The 14,317-nt window shown below is 31.3% G+C and carries 9 protein-coding genes; 6 read left to right on the top strand and 3 right to left on the bottom strand.

Annotated features, from left to right (window positions below):
• The first annotated feature begins 76 nt into the window (after positions 1-76).
• A complete protein-coding gene (locus RSB60_RS07775; protein WP_332615586.1) occupies positions 77-1,324 on the top strand; it encodes an MFS transporter in 1,248 nt (415 codons plus the stop codon).
• Positions 1,325-1,370: 46 nt separating this feature from the next.
• Positions 1,371-2,120, top strand: a complete 750-nt coding sequence (locus tag RSB60_RS07770; RefSeq protein ID WP_332615584.1) for a hypothetical protein — start codon at positions 1,371-1,373, stop codon at positions 2,118-2,120.
• Positions 2,121-2,444: 324 nt separating this feature from the next.
• Here the strand turns inward: RSB60_RS07770 and adhE are convergent, their stop codons facing one another.
• Both adhE and RSB60_RS07760 read right to left on the bottom strand, forming a co-directional pair.
• A complete protein-coding gene (gene adhE, locus RSB60_RS07765) occupies positions 2,445-5,126 on the bottom strand; it encodes a bifunctional acetaldehyde-CoA/alcohol dehydrogenase (RefSeq protein WP_332491018.1) in 2,682 nt (893 codons plus the stop codon).
• Positions 5,127-5,318: 192 nt separating this feature from the next.
• Positions 5,319-7,073, bottom strand: coding sequence for a hypothetical protein (locus tag RSB60_RS07760; RefSeq protein ID WP_332615580.1), 1,755 nt, complete (start codon positions 7,071-7,073; stop codon positions 5,319-5,321).
• Between the two features lie 561 nt (positions 7,074-7,634).
• On the opposite strand from RSB60_RS07760, the gene RSB60_RS07755 reads away from it, so the two are divergent.
• Positions 7,635-8,741: a hypothetical protein gene (locus RSB60_RS07755; protein ID WP_332615578.1), complete on the top strand. Its 1,107-nt coding sequence runs from the start codon at positions 7,635-7,637 to the stop codon at positions 8,739-8,741.
• 384 nt (positions 8,742-9,125) lie between these two features.
• Positions 9,126-10,343: a sensor histidine kinase gene (locus tag RSB60_RS07750; RefSeq protein ID WP_332615576.1), complete on the top strand. Its 1,218-nt coding sequence runs from the start codon at positions 9,126-9,128 to the stop codon at positions 10,341-10,343.
• A 14-nt stretch (positions 10,344-10,357) separates the two neighbouring features.
• Here RSB60_RS07750 and RSB60_RS07745 read toward each other — a convergent pair whose 3' ends face one another.
• On the bottom strand, positions 10,358-11,080 hold the full coding sequence (locus RSB60_RS07745; protein WP_332615574.1) for a LytR/AlgR family response regulator transcription factor: 723 nt from the start codon (positions 11,078-11,080) through the stop codon (positions 10,358-10,360).
• Positions 11,081-11,351: 271 nt separating this feature from the next.
• Between RSB60_RS07745 and RSB60_RS07740 the strand changes: the two genes are divergently transcribed.
• Positions 11,352-13,925, top strand: a complete 2,574-nt coding sequence (locus RSB60_RS07740) for an immunoglobulin-like domain-containing protein (protein ID WP_332615572.1) — start codon at positions 11,352-11,354, stop codon at positions 13,923-13,925.
• Between the two features lie 42 nt (positions 13,926-13,967).
• Positions 13,968-14,317: hypothetical protein (locus RSB60_RS07735; protein ID WP_442879657.1), on the top strand; the 350-nt coding region annotated here is incomplete at its 3' end.

Here is a 14,317-nt window from a genome sequence, read left to right as displayed (position 1 = left end):
GTTCATTGCATATTCATGATGTTAGGTGTAGATTTATGAGAGGCGATTATACCGCTTTGTAAAAGGAGCCTTCTGCATGGAAAATAGTGGATATCGAGAGTTTACAAAAAATAAAAACTTTCTATTGTATCTAACTGCAAATATTATTAATCGATTTGGTGATTCATTAGACAGTATTGCATTTACCTGGATTATCTATACAATTACGGGAAGTGCTTTCTGGTCAGCACTAATTTTTGGAGTGAATCGTTTACCTACAATACTACTTCAGCCATTTCTTGGAGTCTTGGTTGATAAATTAAATAAGAAAAAAATATTAATTATATCTGATGTTATTCGTGGAATTTGTGTATCAATTATAGCGGTAGGTATATTTCAAGGTTGGTTAAATGAATATCACTTATTATTATCCACAATTTTTATATCAACAGCGGAAGCTTTTAGAATGCCTGCAGCTGCATCCATGCTACCTAGTTTATTAGAAAAAGATAAGTATGAATCAGGAGTATCTTTAAACAATGGATTAATGCGTACTATTGAATTCAGTGGACTTGCAAGTGCAGGAGTTATTATTGGTTTATTTGGTATTTTAGGTGCAGTACTTATTGATGTAGTTACATTTTTTGTTTGTGCTCTACTCATGTCCTTTGTGAAAGTTAGAAATGTTACGCTAACGGATGAAGAATTAAATGGAAACTATATTCAAAGGCTCAAAGATGGTTTTTCACTTATTAAAGGAAATAAGTTAATTGTGTATTTATTAATTCTAGCAACCTTCATGAATGGTATTTACGCACCACTTAATGCATTGGAAGCTCCACTCGTTAAAGAAATATTGCATTCAGGAGAAATCATGTTATCTGTTATTGGATTAAGTTTGACTTTAGGTGGTGTCTTAGGATCATTTTTATATCCAAAAATTAGAAATAAGATTAGTGAATTTCACTTAATCAAACTAGGAGCTTTTGCACTAATAATCATGTACTTGGGACCTTTGATTTTAGGAAGGATAATTACGAATGATAAAATAATGTACATTGCAGTTTTGATTTTGGGAAGTTTTTGTGGAGGCTGTGTGGCTTTGCTTTATACCTATGTAGGAGTTTTGACAATTCAAAGTGTTAAACCTGAATATTTAGGACGTGTAAACTCCATTATTTATGCTTTATCGTCAGCGTCTATTCCATTAGCTTCATTTTTAGTTAGCGGTGCAGTAACGATGATGAGTACAGAGATGGTATTGATGGGTTGTGCCAGTGTAAGTATTCTCTTCTTTTTTACCGCGTGTAGTAAGAAAATATATAACTACATGGTGAAGTCGTAAAAATAGTTCAATCATTGTATAATGATGAAAAGAGGAGAAATAAACGATGATAAAGTATGGCTATTCAAAACGAAGCTTAAATAGTGTTGATTTGCATATTTACAAATTATTAAAATCGCAAGTATCATTAAAACAAGTTATTAATGAACCACATTTCTCATGCAAATCCATAAAAGAAGTTTTCCCAAAGAGTGTGAAGCTAACGAAAAGCTATGGTCATGATCGTCCACTACCAAGTTATCTTGTTGTTTATCATCGTATAACTATGAAACCAATCTTTATCACAAATTATTGTTATTTCATTGATGGTGCATGGAATCGTAATTATGGTGAAATTCAAGGGCGGTGTCAAGGTGAATATTTAGATAATCGGCCTGATCAAATCCAATGGGTTAGTGGTGTACTTACAAAGGACTTTCATTTAAAACATGGTTATTTTGCATCATGGGATTATGAGGGAACTGATGTTTTATTAGGATATAGCCCTGCATTAGTGACAATTCATGAAAGTGTTCTTTTGAATTTTGAATCAGTCACTAACGATAAATTTTCATCAATTAAGGAAGAACGTCCACTGATTAGTACGGCATGTGGGTTAATTAAAGTGACACATAAAAATACGCAAACGTGTATCATGGAAGATAATGAATCAATTAGTATTATGGTTGTAGATGGACCATTAACACCCCAAGTAATTTCGACATGGGTATATGGAGAAGGTATTTTTGAATTAGCGTTTGGTGATAGTGGTGGTAGCTCCTATGCATATTATTACCCAGAAAATGATGTACAGTAAATTTGTTATGAACCCCGTTATTAGAACGAAAGTCTGAAAGGCGGGGTTTTTATATGTTTTATTTACTCAATTGTAAATGGCATATGAATAAATGATGTATAGCCATCAAAATAAGCAAAGAATTCTTCAACATAATGTAGTGTAATGTTTTTTGCCATTGTTGTTTTCTATAAATTTCTATTTTTTGTTCTCTTGTAAGTTTGGATATATTAAAATGCACCTCCATCTTTGGTTGTCCAAATTAGGAGGTGCATTTCAAATTGATAATATCTTTCTTGTTTTATGTACTATAACTTATTTATTTTATAGCTATAACCTTGTTTTCTAGAATCCTTTATAAGCTTGACGCATGATTTCTTTAATATCTTCAACTAATGGAACACGTGGGTTAGCAGGTGAACATTGGTCCTCGAATGCTAGATAAGCAAGTTTTTCAAGATTAGCATCAAATGCTTTTTCATCAATACCTTGATCTTTGAATGACATTTGAATACCACAGTCTTTACCTAAATTACCACAAGCATTTGCATAAGCTTCAACACCTTCAGCTGTAGTCTTAAATTTTAATCCAAGAAGTCTAGCAAGTTCAGCGTATTTTTCATCAGCTTTGTAGTAATTATATTTAGGCCAAATACCAGGTTTTTCTGGTTTAGTACCATTGTAACGAATTACATGTGGCATTAAGATTGCGTTTGCACGACCATGAGGAACATGGAATTCAGCACCAATCTTATGTGCAATTGAGTGATTAACACCAAGGAATGCGTTTGCGAATGCCATACCAGCAATTGTACCAGCATTATGCATTTTTTCACGAGCTTCTGGGTCATTTTTACCATTTGCAACAGCTCTTGGTAAATATTCAAATACCATTTTAATAGCTTGTAATGCAAGACCATCTGTAAAGTCATTAGCAAGTGTACTTACATAAGCTTCAGTTGCATGTGTTAATACGTCCATACCAGTATCTGCAGTGATAACAGCCGGTAATGACATTGTTAAAGCCGGATCGACAATAGCAACTGTTGGAGTTAATGAGTAGTCAGCTAATGGATATTTCTTTCCTTCTTCACGGTCTGTAATAACAGCGAATGGAGTAACTTCAGAACCTGTTCCAGAAGTTGTAGGAATACATACTAATTTAGACTTCTTACCTAATTCTGGATAACGGAATGCACGTTTACGGATATCCATGAATTTTTGTTTTAAATCATCAAAGTTTACATCTGGTTGTTCATAGAATAACCACATACCCTTAGCAGCATCCATACTTGATCCACCACCAATAGCAATGATTGTATCTGGTTTAAATGCTTCCATTAAACTTAAACCTTTTTTAACTGTTTGAATACTTGGATCTGGTTCAACATCACAGAACAATTGAACTTGAACTTTATTACGTCTACCTTCTAGTTGATCTGTTACACGAGTAACATATCCTAAATCAACCATTGAACGGTCAGTAACGATAAATACTCTTTCAACATCACGCATAGAGTGTAGATATTCGATTGAATCTCTTTCAAAGTAAATTTTAGATGGTACTTTAAACCATTGCATATTATTTCTCCTTTTACCAATTTTCTTGATATTCAACAAGTTGATAGCACTAACGTTATCTGATACTGAGTTATGACCATATGATCCACATCCTAAAGTTAGTGAAGGGATAAATGAGTTATAAACATTACCAATACCACCGAAAGTACTTGGAGAGTTCCAAATAATACGACATGCTTTAATTCTTTCACCAAAGCGTTTTGCAAGGTCAGAATTCATTGTATGAATAGCAGCACTATGTCCAATACCATTGAACATTACCATTGCTTCAGATTTATCAAGACCATCTTCTACAGAAGTAGATTTTAAGAATGCTAATACTGGAGAAAGTTTTTCTCTTGTCATTGGTTCGTTTGGACCAACTTCTTTACATTCAACACCGATGATACTTGTTTTAGGATCAATTGTGAAACCTGCTTGTTCAGCAATCCATGCAGCAGGACGTCCTACAACAACTGGATTCAATTTTGCAGAAGCAACATCTTTAGAATAGGCTGTTACACCGAACATGAATTTTTCTAATAATTCTTTTTCTTTTTTATTTGCGAAGTGAACATTGTAGCCTTTGAATAATTCAATTGCATCATCGTAAACTTCTCTATCAATAATAGCAGCTTGTTCAGAAGCACAAATCATACCATTATCGAATGCTTTAGATAAACAAATATCATTAACAGCTTGTCTTAAATCAGCTGTTGTTTCAATATAAGCAGGAACGTTACCAGCACCAACACCTAATGCAGGTTTACCACAAGAGTAAGCTGCTTTAACCATGGCATTTCCACCTGTAGCAAGAATTGTAGCTACATCTGGATGATTCATTAATGCATTTGTTGCTTCCATACTTGGATATTCAATCCATTGAATACAATCTTCAGGAGCACCAGCAGCAATGGCAGCATCATAAATTACTTTAGCTGTTGCAGCAGAACAATTTTGTGCATTTGGATGGAATCCAAAGATAATAGGATTTCTTGTTTTTAATGAAATAAGTGATTTGAAGATTGTTGTTGAAGTAGGGTTAGTTACTGGAGTAACACCTGCTACAACACCAACTGGTTCAGCGATGTAAGTTAAACCTTGAACTTCATCTTCAGAAATAACACCTACAGTTTTAAGGTGACGCATATGATTTACTACATATTCACAAGCGAATAAGTTTTTTGTTGCTTTATCTTCGAAGACACCACGTTTTGTTTCTTCAATGGCTAATTTTGCTAAATCACCATGTTTATCTAATGCGGCAACAGAACATTTCGCTACGATATAGTCAATTTTTTCTTGATCGTAATTTGCATATTTGTCTAAAGCGACTAATGCTTTTGCTACTTTTTCATTTACTTCAGGGACGTTTGTTTTACCAACTGTTTCTTGTACTGGAGCAGCTTTCTTAACTTCAGTTACTTTTGGTGCAGTTGCTTTCTTTGTAGTTTTTTTAACAGCCATAATTTCCTCCTATTGTGAAAGTATTCACTTACTACCGAATGAAGTATAGCACTAGGAAAAAGCTGTGTAAACAACTAAAGTTAAAAAAATCACAAGTAACCGTTTTCATTTTTAAAAAGTTTTTTTGATACCGTTTACATAATGAAAATACAATAAAAAAGACTGCGAGTAAGCAGTCCAATTTGGTTGTGATTATTTTTTCCCTAATACTTTTTTAGACTTTAAGGAAGTTTTTAAAAATGAACTATAGAAATGATTAATGATTGTAGCCACTATATAAGATAGGGCAGTTATGATTGATATCCAAGCAGAAACAACCTGTAATGTAGTCCCTTTATAATAGACTTTAAAGATGACTTCATTGCTTTCACTGGAATATGCAGACGGTTCAAAACGAACTAGTCCAGTTTCAGGATCCATTTTTGCATCCAATGTCTCTATAAGTTGATCTCCATCATAAATATCAACAATATAACCTTTATAGTAGGTTAGTGGCATGATGTAATAAGCACCATTATTGATATAGCCATACGTGAATACAAAATTGTTGTATTCATTATATGAAATTGGTTCACGTTCTTTCTCTTCATTGTTTGAAACAATTTTCGATTTGTATTCACGATAGTTAATTGAAGTATCTGCTGGAAGATAATCAGGGGTAGATAGTTCTAACAAGTTGTACCATTCAGAACGTTTTAGAAATTGTTCATCATTTTTGATTTCTTCTGCAGTTGTAGGACGAGTAATTAAACCAGGCGAAGTAAGTACGCCAAAGAGTTGAAGAATATTTGTAATCAACACAATAACCAGTAACATTTTGGTAAACTGAAGCTTAATCCCTTTTTTTAATGGAAGATTTGCAATGGTGTAACCTGCCCCCAAAGCAAGACACGCAGTTGCTGGTACGAGCAAACGTGTTGGAAATTGCAAGAAACTTAGAAATTGGAATAATCCCCAAGGAAAGTATTTTGTAGTCATGAAAACCATAATATATCCAGCTACAACAAGAAAGGTAGCTAATCTTGATTTTGATTGCTTTCTAACAAACGGATAAAAAAGCGGAAGTAATAGTAAGAAAGGACCAACAGAATCGCATAAATAATTTGAAGAGTCGGTTCTAAAATCAAATACCGCACTAATATCAAGTGCTAAATTAGAAAGTGATTCTGTTCCAAAATAAGAATGTATACGATAATCACCACTAGCAAGTTGTTCAAGAAGTGGGAATGTAAAAAAACAAGTCATTAGAATTCCTAAACCGCCAATACACACAATTGTTATTAGCCGTCTTTTATCAGCGAGTAATGTTTTAATATTAATCATTAGATAAAAAGCATATAAAATCACGGTAATGATAAAAGTAATATTGTGCGAAAGAAGTAAACCACAGAAACCAATGATAAGGTAATAATGTTTCTTGATATTTCCATGCACAGAATGATACATCCCCATGATTGCAATAGGTAAGAAAATGAATGCAAGGATTTCTCCAACAGCACCCCGTTTATAAAAGTCAGAAATATAGAAACAATTCCAAATATAAAATAAAACGGTTAAGCAACTATATAGATTTCGTTTTTTTCCTAAAACAAGCGTGGCACATTTAAACATTGTAAGTGATGCAAAGAATGCACAAGTAAATAAGAAGATATGATAAGTGTCATAAATACTTATTCCAAGATTTCTTAACCATGCTGGAAAATAGAGAAAGAAAATGGAATAAAACATAGGACTACCATATCCAAAATTAAAATTTTGATGATAGAAAATCCGTGGAAAGATATCATTATTCTTTATAGCAATACTTAACGATTCGATACGATTGATATGAAATGCAGTATCTGGACCAATAAGAATAGATCCATTTAAAAAGGGATAGCAAAAAACAAATGCTACCAATAAACAAAATATAATTGTAAATAAAGAATTCATATATTTAGTTTTCATCAACGTTAGTCTCTCTCATTTATACATATTACTATTATACACGAAGAAGTTTCTTGTGCTATTGTCACATTCTTAAAAATAAAAAATGTGAACCAACTGCATACATTATGTATCTATTAATAACGGGGAATAATTATTTATCACTTTTTGAAATTCAAAAAAATATAAATGAAGAACTTATGAAGTGATAGAAAACATAATGAAAGGATAGAGAAGAAAAAGTAGTAACTGATTATGAAAAAAGAAGATGAGAAGATAATACATATGTAAGTGAAACATTAAACCTACGATTTGACCTTCCAAAAGGATGGATAATTGCAAAAGAGTCTATTCAAGAGGGACTTATAAAATCAGATCGTGATGTGTTGGGTACTGGTGAAATGACAGATATGATTTTAGAATTTCTAATTACAAAACCTAGGATGGGTTTAAATATTTAAGGAACTACAATAAATATAGGTACCTTATTAAATTCAATGTCAATGAATTTGGGCATAGATTCATTGAAGAGTTAATTGTGGAATATTAAATTATTGGATAAAACTAAATGAGGAGAATAAAATGAGAAAAATTATAAAAGTAATCGTAAGTTCATTATTGATTGTTGGACTTGTAGGATGTAATAGTGATGGAAGTAAAAAACCGACACTCGAAAATCAAAAGTCAGATAATAATGCTTATGAAAATTTAATGGAAATGTCAGTTGTTTCAGCATCAATAGATAAATCAGGTAAGGAAACTACAGAAAAATTCCTATTCTATGTACCTACATCAAAATATGCAGATGTTTATGGAAATAATGCATATTCTTCTCAATATGGAGTAACAGTTGATGTAAGTATTAATGATTACATTTTTGAAGAGGGACAATATGCAGACGACGCACTAAAATTTATGAAAGAAGGAATTATGAATGGTCCCTATATTCTTGAAATTATAAAAGAGCCCAAAATTGATGTTGATGAAAAAAGAGAATTTGCTTATTTTAGTACGCTTGTTATTGAGGAATCATATGATAATAAAGGAAAAATTATTTATGATTATGTTGCTGCGAAAGAATTAAATTCTGAACAAAGGATTTTCATTCAAATTACAATTGATCCATCAAAGTGCAATAAACTGACTGATTCACTTATTAGTGAGATTGAAGAATACTATGGAATTCAATTAGATTTTAATCTAGATGAAGCAGAAAAAGCAGTTGAAAATTTTAATTCAAATTTACCATCAACAAAACGTTATGATGCTTATGGATTTTCATTTGAGATTCCGTTTACATATAGGTTAGATTATGAGCAATCAAATTATACTACAGATGACTATGTTTTTGGACCGGATGGAGAAGCTACAAATGATAATAATCTCCATGTAATGTTAATTAGTGATGATACATATTCATATACGAAAGAAGAATTGGAAAAAGATATTGAAATTTTATTTTTAGATAGTGAAGAGGGTAAAGCACAGATTATAGAGTCTGATTTCACTGCTGCAAACAAAGCAGTCGTACGTTTTAAGTTATCTGGAAATGGCGAATATTTAGACGGTTATATGGTTAACTTTAAAGATCACATAGTCTACTTTGGAACGATATCAAGCCTTTCTGAAATGCCGCAAGAACAACTTGATATGATCCATGATGCAATCCAATCATTTAATGTTAAATAGATATTTTGTATCATTATAATGATACAAATGAAAAATATTTATAGGAGCAACTTAGAAAATCTTATAATTGTTGCTTATGAAATAGAAAAAAGTCGAATATATTTGCGTCTAAAGCGACCAATAATTTTAAGCTGATAAAAAATAAAGATAACTAATGACTAATAAAAAAAGGCATATGCAATAAATGGTAAAATGTAAATAATTGGTAATCAATGTTATAATTATTTTCTAGGAGTGGTAAATATGGATGGAAATATTTTATATATTTGGAGTCTAAAAAGAGAAATCTTAGTAGTTCTAAATATTGTGCTATCTTTTCTTGTGACTATATATTGTTTTCTTAATGCGAGAAATTATAATAAAATTTTAGATAGTAGAAAAAACATGCATTATAGTTATATTTGTTTTGCAATTGTAGGATCAATATTTGCTATTATATCATTTATGTTTTTAGATACACAACTTTCATTCATTATAGCCTACTTTGGTATTATGTTATTGTGTAAATATCTATACAAAATTAATTGGATGCAGGATGTATTTTTTGCGAACGATTTCACATTGATTTTATTACTTTCGGGTGGAATGACTCCTGCATTTTTCTCTATTATTAGTAAGACTCCAATGAACATGATGGGAGAAGGAATAAGTATTTTGGAAACGATTATCGCTTTTTTATTAGCAATTATAATAACATACATTTTTAATATGAAATTGATTTCTCATAGTGAATGGACAAGATTTATACGATCAAACAATCAATTTTACAAGTTTATATTTTTTCAATATTGTATAATTTTTTTAGTGATGTGCACAATACCTATGTATGATCAAAAATTAAATATCATTATTTCTTATTATCAATTTTTTGGATTAATTATTATAACAATTTTATATCGACTATTAGTCATTTTCGCTGTAAAGTCGAGTGTTGCTGAAATATATCGCATACGCTCTGACACAATTGCAGAACAATTAGAAAATCAAATTATATTATATAATAATCAAGTGAATTACGACAAAGAAATTAGAAAGTTTAGACATGATTTTAATTCGCTAATTTTGGTAATCAATCAACTTTTAAATGAAAATAAGTATGATGAAATAAAGACAGTTATTGCACAAACAGCAAATATTGAAGAAGATTATTTAACGATTAATCCTAAATTTTCTAACAACGTTTTTATTCAAGCAATTCTGATTAATACGTATTATTTAGCACAAAAAAGTAAGGTTAAGTATTCAGCAACGGTATCCTATCCTGAAAATTTGAGAATTGATGAAATTGATTTATGCAGAATATTTACCAACTTAATGAATAATGCAATAGATGCATGTCGACGAATAGATTACGACAAGAGATTTATAAACATAACAAGTATTCAAAGCAAACTATGGTTTACTTTGATTGTAAGAAACTCTTTTAATGGTGAAGTTAATGAATCACATGGAGTACTATATTCTACAAAAGAAAATAAAAATGAGCATGGATTTGGCCTTAAAATAATTGAGGAGACAATAGAAAAATATGGCGGATTTCAAGATATTACTTGGGAGAATAATGAGTTTGTCGTAAAACTACATATTCCTCTAAATGAATAAAATGATTACTTTACTTAATGATTTGATGAAAGTGACTTAGAAAATGCAGATTTAAGATTTTTTAAATAGTTATTGCCAAGGGGGATTGTTGTTCCATTTGTAAGTTTTAAAAAATCTTTTTTTAACTCAATTATATGATTTAAATTAACAATATATGATCGATGACAACGAATAAATGTTTTCTCTGAAAGCTTTTCTTCCAATTTATCCATTGTGAAATAAAAGCTTTCTTGCGATTGATTGAGGTTTATTGTAACAATACGATTATGAACCTCAAAAAAATATATTTCATTAAAAGGAATTCTTTTTAATACACCTTTAATTTTAAAGTCAAAATATTCTTTTGACTTTTTTTCTGCTTTACAGACAGCCTTCAATAAAATGGTTTTAAATTTATCAGGGGTAATACTGTTTTTTACAATAAAATGCAAAGGATCAACATCAAAACTATCGAAAACATATTCGCTACATGAAGTAAGAAAAATAATCTCTCCATAGTACTTCATTTGTCTGAGTTTTTTTGCAGCTTCAATCCCATTAGTTTCTCCCATTTCAATATCTAAATAAATAATGTCTACCACATGTAGTTTATCGAAAATATTGAAAATTAATGATTCTGCATTTAAAAATGTATGAATAAAAAAAGGAATTTGCTCATTTAAAAGCAAACTTGTTATTTCGTTTTTGTATTTATTTAATAAAATTTCGTTGTCTTCACATAAGTATATATTTATCATAATCTTATTTGCGAACAGAAGTCTAGTCGCATACCCTTGTCTATATTATATAAATATCATATCTTTTTTACAACGTTAAAAATAAAGAATACAACATTTACAAACGATAGATGAAAGAAATAGTGTATCTATATTAGGGGAAGTGCTGACTACATAAAGGATTGCAATAACAAGGATTTATAATGGGAGCTTATTGAAATTGTTTTAATCAGGGCATAAACCGACCATCAAATTTTAGATGTTGATAGTACAAAAGAAAGAAGGTAAGAAGATGAAGAAAATAGTGTTGATTACAATTAGCTTTTTAATGCTAATTAGTACTTCGATAGCAAATGTATTCGCAGAAGATACAAATTCACTAGTAGAAACACCTACGTGGACAGTAACTTATACAAGTAGTGAAGGAGGCAAAGTGGAAGGAACAACTGAAGAAGTTGTTAATGATGAAGGAACCCCTTTGGCGAATGTAACACTTATTACTAATGAGTCATATGTTTTTAACCATTGGACTGATGAAGAAGGAAATGTTTATCTTAATAATGAAGCATTGAAGGAAAAAGTTATTTTGAAAGATGAAATATTTACTGCACAATTTATGATTGAATCAGTTATTGAAGATACTGTTGATCATGAAAATGTAGAATCAGATAAGGTTGTTGAGGAACTCATTGTTAATGACCTTGTGAAAGCAAACCCACTTGAAATATTTATAGATAATCAAAATGGATTAGATACAGGAGATGGTTCATTCGATAATCCAGTACAAACTTTAGCAAAGGCATTTGAACTTGTTCAAAATGATGGAATTATCATACTAAAAGGCGATGTTCTACTAGAAAGTTGTATTCGTCTTACTGATAAAAAAATTACGATTAAGAGTGAAGAAGGAAATAAATATACAATTACAAGAGGTGATAATTTTGCAGCGCTAAGTGATAACAATAGAAGTTGGTACAATCCTGCAATGTTTGAAATTGCAGGCACTGGGAATGTGGGTATAAAATTTGAAAATATTATTTTAGATGATGCAAACAAATCAAAAGGAACAGAATACAAAAAACAAGGATTTGGAAACTTAGGACAAGATACTACAAAAAATCTCCAAATTGTACACGATGCCATTATCGCAATGTATAACCCCCAAGCGGAAGTTGTTATGGTAAATACAGACTTACTCAATTTTGCAGGCCTAAATGCAATTAAGCATGGTGCAGGAATTCTAGATTATCAGTCAGGCTTAATATCAGGTGGTGCAAATAAAGCGGAATCAATAGCCCTTGTATCAATGTCCGATGCAGGTGCAACAATTGGTGCAGGAGTAACAATTACTGATTTACATGGAGGAATCGGTGTATATGTTTCTAAACAAATGGAGTTTGGTGGTCAAATATTAAATACGACACTATCTAATGCGTTGCAGTTAGAAAATGGAGCGCAGGTTCAATTGACATCTACATCAAAAATTAGTGGAAACACGAGTACATTTGCAGGTGTTATTTATGTAAGAGGAAAAAATGCAATTCTTACAATTGATGGCGAAGTTAGTGACAACAAAACATTAGAAGACAATGCAGGAGCGCTTTATATCTATGAATCTAAAGTGTTTATAGAAAGTAATGCATTGATTACAAGAAATGAATCAACTGATCCAAGTACATTATCATTTCAAGGCAAACTTCAAGGAAAAACAGCAGGGGCTGGTATATTTGCAACAGAAGGTGCATTGATAACGATGAATGGCGGAATTATTAGTGAAAATAGAAGTATTGGTGGAAGTACCTTATTAGGTAATTCCAGTGGATACAATGGTGGAGGTGGCATTGCGGTTGTTCGTAATGCAACATTTATCATGAATGATGGGAAAATCATAAATAATTCATCAAATAGCTATGGCGGTGGAATTATGCTCCATGTAGATAGGAATAATTATTCAAAAGGGAGTATTGTCTTAAATGGCGGTGAAATTTCAGGAAATACAGCACCTAAGAGCAATTTAGGAAATGATGTATTTATTTCAGGATTTGGATTGAATCAATATTTTGCAACAGAAGCGGGGAACTACATTACTGTAAATGATAGTGTTGTTGTTGGTGACGGTATTGCAAATGGAAAAACACAGATTTACGCTAATGAGTTAATTAGTATTGGACAGCTCAAACAGTCAGCTGTAACAGATTTGAAAAATTTTGCAACTGCTCAAGGGTATGATAGTTTTGATTCAGTATGGATAAATTCAGATGCAGTAAATTCAAAAATTGCTTTTGGAATGAAAAAACCGCAATATGATTCGAGTTTAAATGACTTGTATGTCATTTATATACCAGTTGATAAATTGACTGGAGAAGTAATGGGAAGTGATTTCAAAGTTCAAAGACAAAAAAATGTTGTAGGAGATATTGTTAACGTATCAATCGACTTAAATGCAAGATTGGCAGGCAATACCTATGGAGTATTACTTGTAAAGGGTCCACGAGATGCGGCACCGGCAATTAATGCAAGCGATAAAGTGATAACAATAGGAGACAATTTTAATCCCTTGAGTAATGTTAGTGCGACAGATGCAGAAGATGGAGAAATTGTATTAACACTAGCAAATGTTATCTTTAATAATGTAGATACATCGAAGCTAGGAACTTATCAAGTTACATATAGTGTTACAGATAGTGCAGGAACGATGACGGAAAAAACAATAAATATTACTGTAAAAGATAAAAATATAGTAAATCCTGTATTACCAGAATCAGGAAGAACATGCCAAGATGATGGATATCCAGAAGGATATTATTGGAATGGTATAGGATGTATTGCGCCAAGCGGATATAAAGTGCCAAATACAGGTGTATAAAAGAAAGTAAAAGCCACTACTGTGGCTTTTTAAGAGGAAGTTATGGAGACGAAAAAACTGAAAATAGTGATTGTAATTGCTGCAATAGCAAGTATTATTGGTGGATTAGTGTACGTTTTGATAAGTAATGTAAAGCAAGAAGAAAATGTCAATATATCACCAAAAAAAGTAGAAGCAGTAATAGAAGAATTGATTGACTGGGAGAAGCGACATGAAATTAATCCAGAATTCAAAGGACAGATAAAATTTGAGAGTCAACTTTTAAAAGAAAATGTAGTACAAGGAAAAGATAATGAGAAATATTTGGCATTAAGTTGGGATTTAGAAGAAACAAGCCAAGGATCCATTTTCATGGATTATCGGAATCATATAGAGGATCAAAACTTAATACT

This window comes from Anaerorhabdus sp. (assembly GCF_036657415.1).
Classification (GTDB): Bacteria; Bacillota_I; Bacilli_A; order Erysipelotrichales; family Erysipelotrichaceae; genus Anaerorhabdus.
The sequence above is the reverse complement of the archived record's forward strand: the minus strand, read 5'-3'. Positions and strand labels throughout refer to the sequence as shown.

Bases quoted from the DNA above. Each gene is read 5' to 3' on its own strand.
- RSB60_RS07775 (WP_332615586.1), top strand. From the start codon at position 77: ATGGAAAATAGTGGATATCGAGAGTTTACAAAAAATAAAAACTTTCTA.
- RSB60_RS07770 (WP_332615584.1), top strand. From the start codon at position 1,371: ATGATAAAGTATGGCTATTCAAAACGAAGCTTAAATAGTGTTGATTTG.
- adhE (WP_332491018.1), bottom strand. From the start codon at position 5,126: ATGGCTGTTAAAAAAACTACAAAGAAAGCAACTGCACCAAAAGTAACT.
- RSB60_RS07760 (WP_332615580.1), bottom strand. From the start codon at position 7,073: ATGAAAACTAAATATATGAATTCTTTATTTACAATTATATTTTGTTTA.
- RSB60_RS07755 (WP_332615578.1), top strand. From the start codon at position 7,635: ATGAGAAAAATTATAAAAGTAATCGTAAGTTCATTATTGATTGTTGGA.
- RSB60_RS07750 (WP_332615576.1), top strand. From the start codon at position 9,126: ATGCATTATAGTTATATTTGTTTTGCAATTGTAGGATCAATATTTGCT.
- RSB60_RS07745 (WP_332615574.1), bottom strand. From the start codon at position 11,080: ATGATAAATATATACTTATGTGAAGACAACGAAATTTTATTAAATAAA.
- RSB60_RS07740 (WP_332615572.1), top strand. From the start codon at position 11,352: ATGAAGAAAATAGTGTTGATTACAATTAGCTTTTTAATGCTAATTAGT.